The following is an 18,740-nucleotide window of genomic DNA, read 5'->3' on the forward strand; positions in this document are numbered from 1 at the left end:
GAAATGTTTGGATACGTGACAGTGAACAAGCCGGAGCTGAAGATCCGGGAATTTGAGGAATATCAGTCCTGGTACTGCGGCCTGTGCCGGGAGCTGAGCCAGAGATACGGCAAGCCCGGGCAGATCACACTGAGCTACGACATGACATTTCTGATCATGGTGCTCCACGGGCTGTACGAGCCGCAGAAGAGCGAAGAAAAGCACCGCTGCATCACGCATCCGGGCAGCAGGCACCGCATGAGCAGCAGCCGTTTTACCCAATATGGGGCGGATATGAACATCCTTCTGGCGTATCATAATTTCATGGATGACTGGCTGGACGAGCGTAAGCTCGTGTCGCTGACGGAGGCCCGGCTCTTGCAGAAGCACTGCCGGGAGCTGGCGGAAAAGTATCCCAGGCAGAACCGGGCCATTATCCGTTCCCTGAAGAAGCTGGCGGCTTTTGAAAAAGAAAAGGAAATGAATATTGACAAAGTGTCCGGTTCTATGGGAGAATTGCTTGGAGAGCTTTTCGTGTACGAGAAGGATATCTTTGCGGAACACCTGTATCGGATGGGATTTTTCCTGGGCAAGTTCATTTATCTGATGGATGCCTACGAGGATGTGGAGAAAGACCGGAAGAAAGGGCAGTACAATCCATTTACAGGCTGCTTTACACAGGAGAATTTTGAAGAAATGTGCGGGAGCATTCTCAATATGATGATGACAGAATGTGCCAGAGAATTTGAGAAGCTTCCGATTCTGGAGAATGTGGAGATTCTCCGCAATATTCTGTATTCCGGTGTGTGGGTCAAATATGAAATGATCCACCGGAAGCGGACAGAGACGGGAGAGACGAAAGGAAAATGACAGATCCTTATAGCGTGCTGGGAGTGGATCGCAACGCTTCCGACGATGAAATCAAGAAAGCATACCGGCAGCTGAGCCGGAAATATCATCCGGATGCAAATATCAACAATCCGAACAAAGACCAGGCAGAAGCCAAGTTTAAGGAAGTGCAGCAGGCATATGATCAGATTGTGAAGGAGCGGGAACGCGGCACCTCTGATTACGGGTATGGCGGCTATGGACAGAGCCAGGGACAGGGTTATGGTGGATTTGGTACCGGCTACGGCGGGTTCGGAGGATTTGGCGGTTTCGGTGGTTTTGGCGGATATCAGCAGAGCCGACAGGATGCCAATGATGAGGATTCTCTCCGTCTGAATGCGGCGGCCAATTACATCAACAGCCGCCATTTTACAGAAGCGATGAATGTACTGAACGGCATCACCAGTCACAGTGCCCGCTGGCATTATCTGAACGCAGCGGCCAATGCCGGACTGGGAAATAATATAGAAGCGAAAGCGCATGCAAGAGAAGCGGTCAACATGGAGCCGAACAATGTCCAGTACCGGAATTTCCTGAACCAGATGGAGATGGGCGGCGGCTGGTATCAGTCTATGGGACAGTCTTATGGAAGACCCATGGGCGGTTCGGACGATTTCTGCATGAAGCTGTGTATTGCCAATATGCTTTGTAACTGCTGCTGCGGCGGCAGGTTTATCATGTGCTAGGACAAGGAGTATGTATGGAAAGCACAAATCAACAGACAAACCGGTCTTTCATTGATCGGATCACAGACTGGGCGGAGCAATATTACCGGTTCCTGTTCGTGTTGGGAATGGGACTGGTAATATTTTTGTGTTTTTACCGCCTGAGTGTTCACTATGTCGTTTCCTGGGATGAAGCCCGGTTTGGCATCAACGCCTACGAGATGCTCAAAAGCGGCAATTTTATCATGAATACGTTCCGATACGAGCCGGATTACTGGAATCTGAAGCCGCCGCTTTCCATGTGGGGAACGGCACTTTCGTTTCTGATCTTCGGCTATAACAAGCTGGGGCTTCGGGCATTTTCCGCAGCCTGCTATGTGGTGCTGACAGCAGTGGCGGCCCGTTTTGTGGAAAAAAGATTCGGGAAATTACAGGCACTGTTGACGATCCTCTTTTTGTGTGCCAATACCGCCTGTTTTTCCTTCCATATGATCCGCTCCGGCGATTCGGATTCCCTGTATCTGCTGTTTTACACATTGAGTATGCTTTGTATGCTCATGATCAGAGAACGGCCCCGGATGCTTTACGGCGCCGGATTTTTCTTCGCCTGCGCATTTCTGACGAAAAGCTGGCATGCGGGCACCATTGTGTTTGTGGGATTTTTTCTTCCTGCTGCTCACCGGGGAGATCAAGACATTAAAGGGAAAACGTCTGCTGGCATTTCTGGCATCGTTCCTCATACCCATGGGCCTCTGGGCGATCCTGCGTTTTACCCAGGACGGGACGGAATTTTTCAAAGAAATGATCTTTTATGAGCTGCTGACCAGCAGTCAGGAGGCCATTGAAAATCATCAGCAGGAATTTCTTTTCTATGTGAAAAATTATTTTGTCACCACGTGGCGGCAGTATATTTATCTGGCGGCTCTGCTCATTGGCGGCGCAGGCCTCATCGGCTATCGGAAAAGGCTGAAAGAGGAGGGGCGCTCCTACCTGGCAGTGGGATTTTTCCTCTGGGCACTTATGCCGATCCTCTGGTTTTCCATTGCGGCCACGAAGCTCATCTGGTATTCCTATGCGACGCTGATCCCGATCCTCATCGGCGCGGGTATCGTGGCAGGAACGGCGGTGCGGGATCGGAACATTTCCGCCGGTCTGCGGACAGCGGCCTTTGTGGGGGTGCTGGTGCTGACAGGATATTTTATCGCAGGCAATGTGCAAAATATTCGCGCTGAGTACGGCAACGATTTTCATGATTTCTTTGCGGAAGCCAATGAAGCGGCATCGGATTATGCGGGCACACAGATGTACCTGGGGGCGGACGGCGATTTCGGCTATGGAAACTGGTCCCAGAACACGTCCTTCCTGGCGGAGATCGACGGGGATCATGTGTGCATGGACGGCGGCGTGGAGGCCTTCGTGGAGACGAAGGAGCCTGCGGTGCTGGTGACCAACCGGGATTATTATGCCCAGTATGCGGACGTGCTCATGGATAAGACCGTCGTGTACGAGAATGAAAAATATCTGTATATTTCTAATGATCTTTAAAAACATCGCGTAAAATGCAGCGTATAAAGCTCTGAGGCTTTGGCCGGGGGAATGATAAGAATCCTCCGCCATGGTTTCAGAGCTTTTTGTATGATAAGAAAGTACGTCCTTGACAGATAAGTGCTTAAAGTTTATAATGTATATATGAGAACAGCACACTAAAAGGGGAGAACATTTTTGAAGATTATTATTTCAAATAACGCGGACCGCCCTTTGTATCAGCAGATCGAAGACCAGATCAAGGATGCCATTTTAAAAGAAGAACTGGTGGAAGGGGACGCCCTTCCGTCCATCCGGGCGTTTGCCAACGATCTGAAGGTCAGTGTCCTGACCATCCGGCGGGTGTATGAGGAGCTGGAGCGGGAGGGCTTTGTCACCAGCCAGGTGGGGATTGGAACCTTCGTATCCGCAGGAAATCTGGAGCTTTTGCGGGATTCCAAGCGGCGGCTGGTGGAACAGAAGATGTTCGATGTGATACGGACGGCAAAATCATTGAAGATTACAAAAGAAGAATTGCAGGCAATGATGGAAATTCTTTACGAGGAGGATACGGGAGGTGAAAAATATGAGCAGTGAAGCTGTTTTTCTCTGTGTTGTGGGAGTGATCGCCGGATGCTTTGGACTGGTAAACGCTGTGCGGTTTCTTTTGTTGCAAAAGAAAACCGCCCGGGCTGTTGGAACGGTCGTGTCCATCAAAATGCCAAATCCCGAGACGGCCAGAACCCGCAATTCCAAATGGGCGGTCGTTTCCTATGAGGTGGATGGCAGGCTGGTGCAGTCCGGGAACCGCATACAGGTGCCCATGACCTCGCAGGTGGGCTCTTTTGTACATGTGCGGTACGATAAACAGGAACCGGAAAAGCTGTACGCCTTTTCGCTGGGACGGATGGCGGTGGCGTTTCTCGTTGCTGTGGTATGCTTCTTTATCGTAGGATTGCGATTGGCATAAGACTGTGGGGTGTGTTTTTTATACTCTGGCAGCGCATGAGATGCTCGGTTGTTTGAAAAAGAAAAAGCTCTGAGGCAATGGCGGGGATTCTGAAATCCTCTCGACCAAAGTCTCAGAGCTTTTTGTTGTATTACAGATCATGCATAGATCCATTTTTGATGCTGTAAATTATGCCTCCTGCGGCAGGGGCTCCAGTCCCAGCAGATCCAGCGCCTTCTTTTCCTCTGATTTTTTTCACAAAGATGGTGAAAAGGCGTTCCTCACCGGGCTCATTTAACAGGTTGTCAGAACATCCCCGACCCAGCTTGCGGTAGCCAAGCTCGGCGTCTTCCTCCTCTGCGCTCATGGCAGCAGATTTCATGGCAGGACAGGAACCGCAGTTGCCGGTACATTTCAGTGTTCGCTGGTTCACTTCGAAGGCCTGAATACGGATGCCGGCCTTTTTCAGTGTGGCGCAGTACTCCTTGTAGGCTTCCTCGTCCGACCCTTCAAAAATTCTGTGTTTTTCTTCAAATATATCGCGTAAGATTCCCATGGAATCACTCCTTTCTTTGCCTACTTATTGTAGCAGGTTTGCCTGCGGCTGTCCAGCAGCAGAATCGCTGAAATCCCGCACAGATACAGGAGGATCAGTGCACATTCTGCTCGGTAGCGATTGACGGTCGTGTAGGGGCCGCTGTAGTTGTCGGCCACCAGAAAAATGAGATCCCGGTGCAGGCTTTCGCCGTTCACGGACAGGTCTGCGTGGGCAATGTAATCGTAAGTGTCAAAATCAAAATAGACGAATTTCAGGCGGTCAGCTCTCCTTTCGGGATACCGGGCACTGATCTCGATGGTGTAGGTGGAATTCCCGTTTGGTGTTACCAGATCGAAGCCAAATCGTTTGTAGTATTTGCGGCTGTCCTCTGCACCAAAGTTTTCGCTGGCCAGCACATTGCCGTCGGCGTCCAGCAGCCGGAACTGGTAAATGTGTTCATCCGGAAAAGCGTCCGACCATTCTTCCGTATCGTCATAGGCACAGTAAATGCCGATCTCGTTGAAGGAATGGGCGGTGGTAAACGTCTGGGTCAGCGTTTTGTGTTCCGCGGCAATGCCGGTCACCGCATTCTCATGGTATTCCCGCCCCACAGTGATGATGCTGTAATCCGTCTTCGGGACGAAGGTCTGGGTGTAGGTCGGATACTGCCGCACCATGGCATAGATGCAGGGCAGGAGAATGCCCACCAGCAGAAATGCCGCGCAGAAGCGCTTCACGGTGCCCAGGGAAAGACCATTGTCCGTGCTGCCTGATGCAGAGGAAACGAGGCATAACAAGGTATTTATGCCGTGGAAGCCCAGCACGGTCAGAATCAGTGTCAGGCAGATGGTGTACCGGCAGTTGGCCTCCCATAAAATGTAAAACGCGAAGAAGCCCAGCATGGTGAGACCGTACAGCCAGGTGGTGCTACATTTTCTGCGCAGCAGTTCGCCCAGCAGTGCGATGAGTGCCAGAATATACAGCAGCACCTTGTAAAACTGATAGTAGTACAGCATCAGGTCATTTTTTGCACCGAAGAAATATTTCTGCAGCGGACTGTAACCCTGCATGCGGCCGGTTTCCAGATAAAGGCCGTCGTGCTCGGAGGCCCAGGTGACGGTGATCTTATCCGTCACAAATTTTAAAATGCCGGAAGCGCCGGAATCTGCCAGAGCCCCCAGACGGAGACGGATCTCTTCCCGGTTGGCGGCGGATTTCTCTTCTTTGGTGGGGAAGCTGTAGGTGTAGTCCTCATCCACAGCGGAGTAGCCGCCGTCCCCCTGCAGGCCCATCATAAGCCAGTGGGTCACCGGGAAATTGGAAGAACGTAAGTCTTCCGGTACGTGGGTGTTGATCAGCGTTTTGCAGCCGCCGAACAACAGCACGAACACAATGGCAAAGGTCAGCAAGGGCGCCAGGATGGCGTGCTTCGAATCTCTGGAAAAGGTCAGACTGACCAGTGCCCACAGCATCAGCGCGATCACCGGGATCAGCGTCGTTACCCGGATCTGGAATCCCACGGCCAGCAGCACGGCTTCCCAAACCGCATAAGCGATGCGTTTTTTTCTTATTATTTGTTTTGCATGCCAGCAGCGGCAGGCAGAAGATACCCATGGTAAACGGAATGCTGATGGTGTTGGTGTACACGAAGGGCAAAAACACGTACAGCAGCGGATTGAGCAGGCATAGGATGGCGAGAATGAGCCGTTTCTGATTGCCGAAGGTGGCTTTGGCTGTCGCCAGACAGAACCAGACGCCCAGATCCATGGCAAACATGTTGAGAAACAGTCCCTCCATCCAGTAGGCGGTGAGGCCAAACAGGCGGAAAAACTTAAAATAATAGCACAGTACAATGGTGAAAAAATAGTTGTTGCCGTACATTTCAAAATAGCGCCCGGCGGAGCTGATGGTCGGATGGGCCTGGGTCGACATGGAAATGGCCTCATTCATGACGCTTAGGCTGTCCGCCCAGGGCAGATAGTACCGGAACAGTGTCAGGATCAGAACAAACTGCACCGCCATCATCAGAAGAAAGACGGCAAATGTCAGCCGGTCTGCTGTTTTTTCAGACAGGCGCAGCGCCCGGCCCGTCAGTAGTAAAACCGTGCAGCCCAGCACGAAAGCGGCCCCCAGCAGGATATAGGTCAGATGATGGGTGTTGCCGGAAATGTAATTGTAGTACATGTCCGTGGAAGATTTTACCAGGACAAACGCCATCAACAGGATGGTCAGCGCCGTGGTCAGACGCCGGAAAAGCTGTTTGCATATTCCCATAGAAGGTATCCTCGTTTTTGTTTTTTTTGTGACAATTCAGACAAGCCATTCGCAGAATCATGTTTTTTGCACGTTATACGGATGTTTTCTGTGCATTTTCTGGCACTCTGGTCATGCCGGTTATTTGTCCGGTTTATCGCACGAACGCTGTTTTTGATAGTTATGGCTGAACTGTTGATAACAGTATACCAGCCGCAAAAAAACTAGTCAAATACTATGCTTTCGTGTATAATGTGATGCGTGAAGGGAAAAACAAGCGGCTGCGTCAGCAGACATTTGTTTTTCCCAAGCCATCAACGAAGGTTCCGCCTGCGATAGCAGGCAGCAAAGCGCAACAGCGCGGGGAACCTGACTTTAATGTAACGAACGCAAAAGAAATCAGAGTTTGAAAAGGAACAACCAAGGGGGAACTTTACGGATGAATATTACGGAGCTGTCGATTCGCAATTTCAAATCGATCCGGTGTCTGACGATGCACAATATGGAGCAGGCGCTGATCCTTGTGGGAAAGAACAGCACGGGAAAGACGGTGGTGCTGGATGCGATTCTGGCAGTGACCGGCAATTATGAGATCCAGGACAGCGATTTCGCGCCGGAGGGGCAGAACATCGAGATTTCCATGACGCTGGACATTCCGGAGGAGGAGCTGCCTACCCTGTGGCAGCGGGGCATTGTGAGCAAATACAAGCGCTATGAGGTGTGGCACCGGGATTTCTGTGCCAAGCTGCCGTCCTACCAGGAGGGACGCCTTTCCTTTACCTTTGTGGCCGGACGGGATGGCCGGGTGCGTTATGAGGATGGCGTGAAGAAGAACAACGCCTGTATCCCGGCGCTGCTGCCCAAGGTGTATTACATCGACCATTCCCGGAAGATCGAGGAGATCCAGCGGGATATTTTCAATATCCAGGGCGGGCAGGAGCTGAAAGCGCTGCGGGAAAACCGGTGCATGTTCGACCGCGCCAAGGCCTGCGACAACTGCTTTGACTGTATGGGGGTCATTGAAAAGAAGACACCGGCCCAGCTGTCCATCCAGGAGGCAGAGAAGTTGCTGGACTACAAGCTTTTTCACCTGAACATGGATTCTTTCATGGAAAAATTAAACCAGTATTTCCGGGAAAACAGTTCCCGCCCGGGCGAACTGCTGCTGCATAAGGATATGCGGGTGAGCGAAGCTTTTTCCATGAATACGGTGCTCTATAACCCGGAGCAGAAACGGGTATTTTCCATGGATCAGCTCAGTGAGGGCATGCGCAGCATGTACCTTTTGTCGCTGCTGGAAGCCTACGCCCAGGAGCCCACCAGTCTGCCGTCCATTATCCTCATGGAGGATCCGGAGATTTTCCTTCATCCGAAAATGCAGAAGACGGCGGGGGAGGTGCTGTATCGGTTATCTCGGAAAAATCAGATCATTTTCTGTACCCATTCGCCCACGATGATTTTTAACTTTAATTCCCGGCAGATCAAGCAGATCCGGCTGGATGAGGACGGCTACACGGTGGCGGACGAGAATCCCGATATCGACGAGGTGCTGGATAATCTGGGCTATTCGGCCAACGACCTGATGAACGTCAGCTTTGTTTTTATCGTGGAGGGCAAGCAGGACAGCAGCCGTCTGCCCCTGCTTCTGGAAAAATATTACGCTGAGATTTACACTGGGGACGACAAGCTGCGGCGCATCGCCATCATCCCCACCAACAGCTGCACGAACATTCGCACCTACGCGAACCTGAAATACATCAACAAGCTGTACCTGAAAGACCAGTTTCTCATGATCCGGGACTCCGACGGGAAAGACCGGGAGGGGCTGGTGCGGCAGCTCTGCGGCTATTACAAAGACAGGGAGCGGCAGGATCGGGGCAACCTTCCCCGGGTGCAGCCCCGCAACGTGCTGGTGCTGAAATACTATTCCTTTGAAAATTATTTTCTCGATCCGAAGGTCATGGCGAAGATCGGCGTGGTGAAATCGGAGGAGGATTTTTACCGGATTCTCTATGGAAAATTCCGGGAATATCTGAATAAGCTCACCAGCGTCAAGCATATGGAAAAAGTCACCGGCGTGCGCATCCGCTCCGAGGCCGATGTGAAAGCCCACATGGAGGAAATCCGCACTTACGTCCGGGGGCACAATCTGTATGATATTTTTTACGGGCGGTATAAAGGGGTGAAAGAAGAGGAAATCCTGCGGCGGTATATCGATGAGGCACCCCGGGAGACCTTTGCGGACATCCTGGAAGCCATTGACAGGTTTGTTTATTTCGAAAATCGAAAACAGTAAAAAGAAGTCGTACAGTTCACGAGCGCCATTCGCAAAACCGCATCTGCGATGCTTTCCGCTGCGCTGCAGCTTATTTTTGCTCATTACATGGCGCTCCCTTCGCAGATTCATGAAGACAAATTTTTATGCGAGCATAAAATTTGCCCACAAGCATCTGCGAGTGAACTGTGACTAAAAATTGTTCTTGACATTTGACGGGAAAAGAAGTATTGTAGATTCAACAGAATGAAGCAGAAACCGAAGAGAGAGAGTAGTAGGTCAGTGCATGAAGGTGCAGAGAGCCGCCGGTGGTGTGAGTGCGGTACGGATTCCTGATTGAATGGACTCTTGAGGACAGCCCGAAATCATTCTTCCTGTTTGATTATCAGGAGAAGAGAAGGAAGAAGACAGTAGGCGCTGGCGGGAACCGAACCCGTTATCAATCAGGCATGTATGGTTGTACATGAAGCGAGTGGACGAACGTCAATTTGAGTGGTACCGCGATAATAAGAACTTATTACCGCCTCAGAATATTATTTCTGAGGCGGTTTTTTGTTGCACCAGTGTTCCAAGGTCTGCATTCGCCTGTGCTTGCACAGTGGCGGATGTCAGCCTTTGGAACACGCCCCCACATGAGCATAAAAGTGGAGCGTCAGCTTCACGATATGTGAATTCATCCACTTCGCAATCAACATCGGAATCTTGATCTTTCATCTGTGACAGTAAACGGGCAATGACCCCACAGCAGAAAAGGAGAAGAAGATTATGAAAAAGAAAGTAGTAGCAGTCGTACTGGCAGCAGCAATGACAACAGCCCTTAGCGCATGCGGAAGCAGCGACAACACCCAGCAGAGCGCTTCCACAGACAGCGCAGCAGAGGAGACAACAGATGCGGCAGCGGCAGAGGATACCGCAGCTGACAGCACAGACGGCGATTCTTATACCATCGGCATTTCCCAGTTTGCCATGCACGGTTCCCTGGACAACTGCCGGGAAGGCTTCCTGGAAGGCCTGAAGGAAGAGGGCATCGAGGAAGGCAAGAACCTGACTGTAGATTATAAGAACGCAGAGGCAGCCATGGATGTGGCAAACCAGATCGCCCAGGGCTTTGTATCAGACGGCGTGGATCTGATCTGTGCCATCGCAACACCCAGTGCCCAGAGCGCATACAACGCAGCGATGAATGCTGATATCCCGGTGATCTACACCGCCATCACCGATCCGGTGGCAGCGGAGCTGGCCAAAGAGGATAAGACTTCCGTAGGAAATGTGACCGGAACCAGCGATAAGCTGCCGGTAGAGAAGCAGCTGGAAATGATCCGTGAGATTTTACCGGATGCCAAGACCATTGGCATCATGTATACCACCAGCGAGGCAAATTCCGAGTCCACCATCGCAGAGTACGAGGCAGCAGTGGAGAAATACGGCTTCACCCTGGAGACTGTTGGCATTTCCACCATCTCCGATGTACCCACCGCAGCAGACACCCTGATTTCCAAGGTTGACTGTCTGAATAACCTGACAGACAACACCGTCGTACAGGCACTGCCCACCATTCTGGAGAAAGCCAATGCCAAGGGCATCCCGGTATTTGGCAGTGAGATCGAGCAGGTAAAGATCGGTTGCCTGGCTGCAGAGGGTTTGGATTATGTAGAACTTGGAAAAACCACCGGTAAGATGGCAGCAAAGGTGTTAAAGGGCGAGGCAAAGGCATCTGATATCCCTTACGAGATGATCGAGGACAGCAGCCTGTACCTGAACACCAAAGTGGCAGAAAACCTGAATCTGGAAGTACCGCAGGCAGCTGTTGACCGTGCAGTAGAGACTTTCACAGAAATTTCCGCAGAATAAAGGGCGGACACTCTCTTCGGAGGGCGAAAGGAGAACAACATGACTTTGTTTATCGGCATATTGGAACAGGGCTTCATTTACGGCATTATGGCGCTGGGAGCCTACATTACCTACAAAATACTGGATTTTCCGGATCTGACGGTGGACGGCAGTTTCCCCCTGGGGGCAGCGGTGACCGTGGCACTCATCAGCCGTGGCGTGAATCCGTACCTTACATTCCCCATTGCGGCGCTCTGCGGCGCCCTGGCAGGGATGTGCACCGGTCTGATCCACGTAAAGGGCAAGGTGAGAGATCTTCTGTCCGGCATCATCATGATGACCGCCCTTTACACCATCAATTACCGGATCGCAGGCAAATCCAATGTGCCGATGTTCAGTATGAAAACGGCATTTGACAATGATTTCATCAACAGCCTTCCGGCAGGTCTGACGCCGGTACGCTCCCTACTCGTGATCCTCATCGTGTCCCTGGCATGTAAGTTCCTTCTGGACGCTTACCTGTGCACCCGCTCCGGATTTCTGCTGCGGGCCGTGGGTGACAACGATATGCTGGTCACCTCTCTGGCAAAAAATAACGGCACGGTGAAAATCATCGGTCTGGCCATCGCCAACGGTCTGGTGGCACTGGGCGGCAGCGTGATGTGCCAGCAGCAGCGGTTTTTTGATCTGTCCATGGGCACGGGTACTGTGGTCATCTGTCTGGCCAGTGTTATCATTGGCACCAGCGTTTTTAAAAATGTGACCTTTTTAAAACCTACTACAGCGGTGCTTCTGGGCTCCATTTTTTACAAAGCGTGCGTTGCCATCGCCATGAACGTGGGCTTCCAGGCAACGGATATGAAACTCATTATGGCAGTGCTGTTCCTGGTGATTTTGATCGTGAACAGAGACCGGAAAAGGAAGGTGAAGGGCCATGCTTGAACTGCAGCACATTGATAAATATTACAACCCGGGCACAGTCAATGAAATGTGCCTGTTCAAAGATTTCTCCCTGACGGTGCAGGACGGCGAGTTTGTCTCCATCGTGGGCAGCAATGGCTCCGGCAAAACCTCCCTGCTGAACATCATCTGCGGCAGCATTCCGGTGGATGCCGGGAAGATCATCATGCACGGCACGGACATCACCAACATGAGCGAGTACCGCCGTCATGAAAATATCGGCCGCGTGTTCCAGAACCCGTCCGCAGGCACCAGCCCGGGCATGACCATTCTGGAAAACATGTCCCTGGCGGACAACAAGGGCAAGAGCTATAACCTGGGCCGGGGCATCAACAAAAAACGTATTCCTTTTTATAAGGAAGAACTGGCGCAGCTGGGGCTGGGACTGGAAGATAAACTGGATGTGCAGGTGGGAGCGCTCTCCGGCGGACAGCGACAGGCCATCGCCCTGCTCATGGCGACCATGACACCCATCGAGTTTCTCATCCTGGATGAGCACACGGCGGCGCTGGACCCGAAAACTGCGGACATCATCATGCGTCTCACGGATAAAGTGGTGAAGGAAAAGAAGCTCACCACTATGATGGTTACCCACAATCTGCGCTATGCCGTGGAATACGGCAACCGGCTGGTGATGATGCATGAAGGGCATGCGGTCATCGACGCGGCAGGGGGAAGCGAAAGCAAAGCTTTCCGTGGACGATGTGCTGGATGAATTTAACCAGATCAGCATTGAATGTGGAAACTGATCCCAAACCGAAAAAAACAGCGGAAATATGATATAAAAAAGGGAACATGCGCCCGGCCGGGATGGAAAATTCTGTCCGGGCGTTTCTTTGGGTGCTTCTTTAATACAATAAAGTGCTATTTCGTTGACAATAAAGTATCATGTACGGTATAATTATAATTTATAAATGGTAAATTTCAGGAGGAATACAAGTTATGGTTCGTTATTTTGCAAAACGGCTGGGCATGATGTTCATCGCCCTGTTTTTGATACTCCTGCTTACTTTTACACTGATGCACTCCATTCCGGGCGGCCCCTTTACCAGCGACCGCAAGGTGAGTGAAGAGGTGGAAGCGGCGCTGAATGAGAAGTATCATCTGGATCGACCGCTGCCGGAACAGTTTCTGGAATATGTGAGCGGGATTCTGCACGGGGATCTGGGCCCCTCTTACCGGTATACCGGCAAGCAGGTCAATGATTTTATCGCCAACGGTTTCCCGGTGTCTGCCAAGCTGGGCTTTATCACCATCATTTTCGTGCTGCTAGCGGCCATTCCCATGGGCATCCTGGCCGCGGTGAAGAACGGCAAATGGCAGGACATGATCGTGATGGCGGTGGCCACCATCGGGGTGACGATCCCGTCCTTTGTCATTGCGTCCGGCCTCATTTACATATTTGCATTCAAGTTTAATTTTCTGCCCAGCTTCGGCGTGGAGAGCTGGAAGGGCTATATTCTGCCGGTGATCGCCCTGGGCGGCTACTCGGTGAGCTACATGGCAAGACTCATGCGCTCCAGCCTGCTGGAGGTCATGGGACAGGATTATATCCGGACAGCCCGGGCCAAGGGATTGAGTGAGACGAAGGTCATTCTCAAGCATGCTATGCGAAATGCCCTGATTCCGGTCATTACCGTGCTGGGCCCCACCATCGCCAACCTGCTGACGGGCAGTTTTGTGGTGGAGAAGATTTTCGCCATTCCGGGACTGGGTGTACATTTTGTCAACAGTGTTTCCCAGCGGGATTATACGACGATCATGGGCGTGACGATTTTCTATGCCAGCTTCCTGATGGCAATGATCTTCCTGGTAGATATTTTCTACTGCCTCATCGACCCGAGAATCAAATATGAATAGGACGGATAAGGATATGGATAATAAATGGGATATGCTCGAGTCCTCCAACGAGGATCGGGAGAAAATATGGGCGAAGAACCGAACCTTCGCCGGGGACGTGTGGTTCCGGTTCCGGCATAAGCCGACGGCCATCGCAGGTCTTGTCATCATCGTGGTGCTCATCCTGTTTGCACTGGTGGGTCCCATGTTTACCAGCTACAGCTATTCGGCGCAGAATCTGGACGTGGTCAACATTCCGCCGCGGATGAAGGTGTTCGAGACGCCGGACGGAGACGGCTACCTGTACATTACCCAGGCGCTGAAGATTCTGCATGTGAATGCGGACGGCACGCTGGGAGAGCAGCTTCGCAAGGTGAAGGACGACAAGAGCCAGTCCATGCTGATCTACGATTACAACGGCAAAGAGGTGGGCCTCTACTATGGCGTGAAGCCTTACGTGGTGGCTGACCCGCAGGCCAGAACGATCTATCCTTCCACAAAAGTGTGGAACAAGTCATATATTCTGGGCACGGATAATCTGGGAAGAGACATCCTCACCCGTCTGATGTACGGCACCCGGGTATCCTTGCTGGTGGCTTTCGTGGCCGCAGCGGTAAACATGGTCATCGGCATTCTGTTCGGCGGCATTTCCGGTTATGCGGGCGGCATGGTGGATACGGTGATGATGCGTATTGTGGACATCATCAGCACGATCCCGCTGACGCTGTACGTGATCCTCATCATGGTGGTGATGGGCTCCGGCCTGAAAAGCATCATCGTGGCGCTGGGTACGGTGTACTGGGTGGATATGGCCCGGGTGGTCCGCGGCCAGGTACTGAGCTTAAAAGGGCAGGAATTCGTCATGGCGGCCAAGACCATCGGTTCCTCCACGAAAACCATTTTGCTGGAGCATCTGATCCCCAACGCCATGGGTTCTATTCTCGTGACAGTGACCATGCTCATTCCTTCCGCCATTTTCATGGAGGCATTTCTGGGCTATGTGGGCATCGGCTTACAGCCGCCGCTGGCCAGCCTGGGAACCATGTGCAACGATGCCACAGAGAACTTAAGAAGCTGTCCGCATCAGCTGTTCCTTCCGGCCCTCGTCATCTGTCTGATCATGTTCGGATTCAATTTCGTCGGTGACGGCCTGCGGGATGCGCTGGATCCGAAGCTGAAGAAATAGGAGGGGCAGAATGGACGAAATATTAACAGTAGATAATCTGAAAACGTCATTTATGACGAGCAACGGGGAAGTGCAGGCCGTCCGCGGCGTCAGCTTTTCCGTGAAAAAAAGGAGAGATTCTGGGTATTGTAGGCGAGTCGGGAAGCGGCAAGAGCGTGACCTCCATGTCGATCCTGCGGCTGCTGGCAGACACGGCCCGGATCAAAGAGGGAAAAATTGTTTTTGACGGCACAGATCTTCTGGGCCTTTCGAAAAAAGAGCTGCGGCAGATCCGGGGCGAAAAGATCTCCATGATTTTCCAGGATCCCATGTCCTCCCTGAACCCGCTCATTCCGGTGGGCAAGCAGGTGGCGGAGATGATCCGGGAGCATCATCCCGGCCGGAGCAAGGAAGAGATTAGAAAAGAAGTGCTGGCGCTTTTTGAAAAAGTGCGGATCCCGGAGCCGGAGCGCCGGTATAAATGCTATCCCCATGAGTTTTCCGGCGGTATGCGGCAGCGTGTCATGATCGCCATGGCACTGGCCAACAAGCCGGAACTGCTGATCGCCGATGAGCCCACCACAGCGCTGGACGTGACGATCCAGGATCAGATCTTAAAACAGCTGCGGGAGCTGGAAAAAGAATACGGTACCAGCATCATTTTCATCACCCACGATCTGGGGGTAGTGGCGGAGCTGTGTGACCGGGTTATTGTCATGTACGGCGGTCTGGTCATGGAGGAAGCCTCTATTTTCGATATTTTTGAACAGCCGAAGCACCCGTACACCATGGGCCTTCTGGCATCCATTCCGGATCTGCATCAGGATAAAAGCGTGCGGCTCATGCCGATCCCGGGCTCCCCGCCGGATATGACCAATCCGCCCAAGGGATGTCCCTTCGCGCCCCGCTGTCCCTATGCGAGAAACATCTGTGCGGCGGAGCTTCCGGAATTTACCGAGGTGGGAGAGAACCATCACTCCCGGTGCTTCCTGCTCTATCCGGACGCACCGGCCGACGAGAATAACCCATTTCGCAGTAAGGAGTAAGTCATGAGTGAATATATTTTGGAGGTCAGAGACCTCACGAAGCATTTTAAAGCGGGGGGCAAGCAGATCGTCCACGCGGTGGACGGCGTCAGCTTTTCGCTGGAGAAGGGAAAAACGCTGGGCATCGTGGGAGAGTCCGGCTGCGGCAAATCCAGCTGCGCCAGAACCATTATCCGCATGTATGATCCCACGGCGGGCCAGATCATCCTGGACGGCGACGACATCACGAACCTGCATCAGAAGCAGTTAAAGCCCTACCGGCGGAAAATGCAGATGATCTTCCAGGATCCGTATGCGTCCCTCAATGCCAGAATGACTGTGCGGGACATCATCGCCGAGCCGCTCATCGCCCACGGCGTGGTCAGCAGCAAGGAACAGGCCAACGACATCGTCTATCCCATGCTGGAGCGGGTGGGCCTGACCAAGGAGCATGCCAACCGGTACGCCCATGAGTTTTCCGGCGGCCAGCGGCAGCGTGTCGGCATCGCCCGGGCACTGGTGCTGGAGCCCCAGCTGGTCATCTGTGACGAGCCCATTTCCGCACTGGATGTGTCCATCCAGGCCCAGGTCATCAACCTGCTGAAGGATTTCCAGGAGGAAAAGAAGGTTTCCTACCTGTTCATCGCCCATGATCTTTCCATGGTGCGCTATGTGTCAGACGATGTGGGCGTCATGTATCTGGGACAGATGGTGGAGCTGTGCGAGGCGGACGAGATCTATGCCCATCCGCTGCACCCGTACACCAAGGGACTGCTGGGCAGTATCCCCATCGCCAATCCCCGTCTGGCCAGACAGAAAGAGAAGAGCAGTATCGAGGGCGACATTCCCAGTCCCATCAACCCGCCTGCCGGGTGCCGGTTCCACACACGCTGTCCGTATGCGAAGCCGGAGTGTGCACAGGAAAAGCCCCAGATGAAGGATGTGGGCGGCGGCCATATGGTGGCGTGCCATTTGTTCTGATTAATACCATGAGCATAAAAGTGAAGCGTATGCTTCGTGATATGCGAATGTTGTGGATGGATTGTGGGAGCGCGAAGCACGGAGCAATCCATGTGATGTGTTTACGAGTTTGAGGGAATACAAGCGTTCCCTGAAACATAAATTTTCCAAAAGGAGGAGAAGTGTAGTTATGAAAAAGAAGTTAAGCCTGCTTCTGACAGCTGCTCTGGCAGCATCCGCAGTGATGACCGGCTGCGGCGGAAGCGACAACAGCGCAAGCGAGCCTCAGACCATCGATGATATCCAGTCTGAGGAAGCAGACGGCGAAGAGAGCACAGCAGCGGGGGAGCTGGCTGATGCACAGGAACTCACCTTCGTTCTGAACAATGAGCCAGATGGAATCGACCCGAACGTGACCAACAATTCCTTTGCGGTACCGTTCCTGGTGAACTGCTTCGAAGGTCTGGTGACCTACAACGAGAAGGGCGAGGTTGTGGCAGGTAATGCGGAGAGCTGGGAGTCCAACGATGACCTGACTGTATACACCTTCCACTTGAGAGATGGACTGAAGTGGAGCGATGGCAGCGATCTGACCGCCAATGACTATGTATATTCCGCACTGCGTGTCCTGACACCGGCAACTGCCGGCCAGTATGTGAACATGATTTCTGATTATGTGGTAAATGCAGAAGAATTTTACAACGGAACTGCAAAGGCAGAGGATGTGGGAATCAAGGCTGTGGATGAAAAAACACTGGAGTTCACCCTGAAATCTCCCTGCCCGTACTTCGTTGACCTGGTAAGCATGTGGGTATATTTCCCGGTACAGGAAGCAACCATCGAGGCAAACGGTGACAAATGGACCAACCAGGCTGACACCTACATCTGCAACGGCCCCTTCAAGATTACGGAGATGAAGATGGGTGAGAGTGTTGTCCTTGAGAAGAACGAGAACTACTGGGATGCAGCGAATGTAACGCTGGAGAAGCTGACTTACCGTTATATTCTGGATACTTCCACCGCACTGACGGCTTATGAAAACGGTGAGGTAGACGGTGTCCGCACCATTCCTGCCAGCGATGTTGCCCGTTTGCAGGCTGACAACGCCGGTGTGGTAACCGCACCCAGCTATGGTACGGTATACTATAACATCAACTGCAGCGCAGCACCGTATGACAATCCACTGGTAAGAAAAGCACTTTGCCTGGCTGTTGACCGGGATTCTCTCATCAACAACGTGGCGCAGCTGGATGCAGAGCCTGCTTACAGCTTCCTGGCACCGGGCTATGTGGTAGACGGCAAGGACATTACTGAAGGTCGTTCTGACTTCGGTCTTTCTGAAAAAGCAGATCCGGAAGCTGCCAAGGCAGCACTGGCCGAGGCCGGATATCCGGATGGAGAGGGCTTCCCGACAGTGAAGCTGACGTTCTATTCTGATGACAACGTAAAGAAGATTGCAGAAGCAATCAAGGAAATGTGGGAGCAGAATCTGGGTATTACGGTTGAAGTAAGCTCCGCTGACTGGGCAGTATATTATGATTCCATTCAGAGTGGAAACTATGAGATCGGAGCGATGGGATGGAGTGCAGACTATGTCAATCCCATGAGTTTCCTGCCGCTTCTGTATACAGATGATGTGACCAATAACGCATTCTACAGCAACCCGGACTACGATGCCATCGTAGATCAGATCAAGGTAGAGAAGGATCCCGCCAAGTTCGCAGAGCTGGTAAAACAGGCTGACGAGCTGGTATCCGCAACCTACCCGGTTGTTCCGCTGTACTACAAGTCTAACAACTACCTTTTAAAAGACTACGTACAGGGCGTTTACATGACATCCTCCTCCAACCTGTACTTCAAGAACGCATCCGTTCTTGCAAAGTAAGAGGC

Annotated in this window: 14 protein-coding genes and 2 pseudogenes; 14 read left to right on the forward strand and 2 right to left on the reverse strand. The window is 52.3% G+C overall.

Annotation, left to right across the window (positions count from 1 at the left end):
- The first annotated feature begins 3 nt into the window (after window positions 1–3).
- The 5 genes from RJD28_07045 to RJD28_07065 all read left to right on the forward strand — a co-directional run bounded on the left by RJD28_07045 (window position 4) and on the right by RJD28_07065 (window position 4,026).
- On the forward strand, window positions 4–849 hold the full coding sequence (locus RJD28_07045) for a DUF5685 family protein (GenBank protein WNV59229.1): 846 nt from the start codon (window positions 4–6) through the stop codon (window positions 847–849).
- Window positions 846–1,553, forward strand: a complete 708-nt coding sequence (locus RJD28_07050) for a J domain-containing protein (protein WNV59230.1) — start codon at window positions 846–848, stop codon at window positions 1,551–1,553. Before RJD28_07045 ends, RJD28_07050 begins: the two co-directional genes overlap by 4 nt.
- 14 nt (window positions 1,554–1,567) lie before the next feature.
- A complete protein-coding gene (locus tag RJD28_07055; GenBank protein ID WNV59231.1) occupies window positions 1,568–2,347 on the forward strand; it encodes a glycosyltransferase family 39 protein in 780 nt (259 codons plus the stop codon).
- Window positions 2,348–3,254: 907 nt separating this feature from the next.
- Entirely contained in the window at window positions 3,255–3,653 is a 399-nt protein-coding gene (locus RJD28_07060; protein ID WNV59232.1) for a GntR family transcriptional regulator, read from the forward strand.
- Window positions 3,643–4,026, forward strand: coding sequence for a DUF3592 domain-containing protein (locus RJD28_07065; GenBank protein WNV59233.1), 384 nt, complete (start codon window positions 3,643–3,645; stop codon window positions 4,024–4,026). The genes RJD28_07060 and RJD28_07065 overlap by 11 nt, the downstream gene beginning before the upstream one ends.
- 130 nt (window positions 4,027–4,156) lie before the next feature.
- Here the strand turns inward: RJD28_07065 and RJD28_07070 are convergent, their stop codons facing one another.
- Both RJD28_07070 and RJD28_07075 read right to left on the reverse strand, forming a co-directional pair.
- Complete coding sequence (locus RJD28_07070; GenBank protein ID WNV59234.1) at window positions 4,157–4,561, reverse strand: hypothetical protein; 405 nt, start codon at window positions 4,559–4,561, stop codon at window positions 4,157–4,159.
- A gap of 20 nt (window positions 4,562–4,581) precedes the next feature.
- The gene (locus RJD28_07075; protein WNV59235.1) at window positions 4,582–6,063 is read right to left on the reverse strand and encodes a hypothetical protein; all 1,482 of its coding nucleotides are present in this window, start codon (window positions 6,061–6,063) and stop codon (window positions 4,582–4,584) included.
- Between the two features lie 1,172 nt (window positions 6,064–7,235).
- Between RJD28_07075 and RJD28_07080 the strand changes: the two genes are divergently transcribed.
- The 9 genes and pseudogenes from RJD28_07080 to RJD28_07120 all read left to right on the forward strand — a co-directional run bounded on the left by RJD28_07080 (window position 7,236) and on the right by RJD28_07120 (window position 18,735).
- Window positions 7,236–9,092 (forward strand): AAA family ATPase, encoded by a 1,857-nt coding sequence (locus RJD28_07080; GenBank protein ID WNV59236.1) that lies wholly within the window; start codon window positions 7,236–7,238, stop codon window positions 9,090–9,092.
- A 744-nt stretch (window positions 9,093–9,836) separates the two neighbouring features.
- The gene (locus RJD28_07085; protein WNV59237.1) at window positions 9,837–10,922 is read left to right on the forward strand and encodes an ABC transporter substrate-binding protein; all 1,086 of its coding nucleotides are present in this window, start codon (window positions 9,837–9,839) and stop codon (window positions 10,920–10,922) included.
- Between the two features lie 39 nt (window positions 10,923–10,961).
- Window positions 10,962–11,843, forward strand: coding sequence for an ABC transporter permease (locus RJD28_07090; GenBank protein ID WNV59238.1), 882 nt, complete (start codon window positions 10,962–10,964; stop codon window positions 11,841–11,843).
- Window positions 11,836–12,610 (forward strand): annotated as a pseudogene (locus RJD28_07095) (ATP-binding cassette domain-containing protein). The gene RJD28_07090 and the pseudogene RJD28_07095 overlap by 8 nt, the downstream one beginning before the upstream one ends.
- Before the next feature lie 193 nt (window positions 12,611–12,803).
- Window positions 12,804–13,721 carry an ABC transporter permease gene (locus tag RJD28_07100; protein WNV59239.1) on the forward strand — a complete coding sequence of 306 codons (918 nt, stop codon included), beginning with the start codon at window positions 12,804–12,806 and terminating at the stop codon, window positions 13,719–13,721.
- A 13-nt stretch (window positions 13,722–13,734) separates the two neighbouring features.
- Complete coding sequence (locus RJD28_07105) at window positions 13,735–14,886, forward strand: ABC transporter permease (protein ID WNV59240.1); 1,152 nt, start codon at window positions 13,735–13,737, stop codon at window positions 14,884–14,886.
- Between the two features lie 10 nt (window positions 14,887–14,896).
- Window positions 14,897–15,911: pseudogene (locus RJD28_07110) on the forward strand (ABC transporter ATP-binding protein).
- Between the two features lie 3 nt (window positions 15,912–15,914).
- Complete coding sequence (locus RJD28_07115; GenBank protein WNV59241.1) at window positions 15,915–16,871, forward strand: ATP-binding cassette domain-containing protein; 957 nt, start codon at window positions 15,915–15,917, stop codon at window positions 16,869–16,871.
- Window positions 16,872–17,040: 169 nt separating this feature from the next.
- Window positions 17,041–18,735: a peptide ABC transporter substrate-binding protein gene (locus tag RJD28_07120; protein ID WNV59242.1), complete on the forward strand. Its 1,695-nt coding sequence runs from the start codon at window positions 17,041–17,043 to the stop codon at window positions 18,733–18,735.
- The last annotated feature ends 5 nt before the right edge of the window (window positions 18,736–18,740 follow it).

Source organism: Oscillospiraceae bacterium NTUH-002-81, assembly GCA_032620915.1.
In the GTDB taxonomy this organism is placed as follows: domain Bacteria; phylum Bacillota; class Clostridia; order Lachnospirales; family Lachnospiraceae; genus JAGTTR01.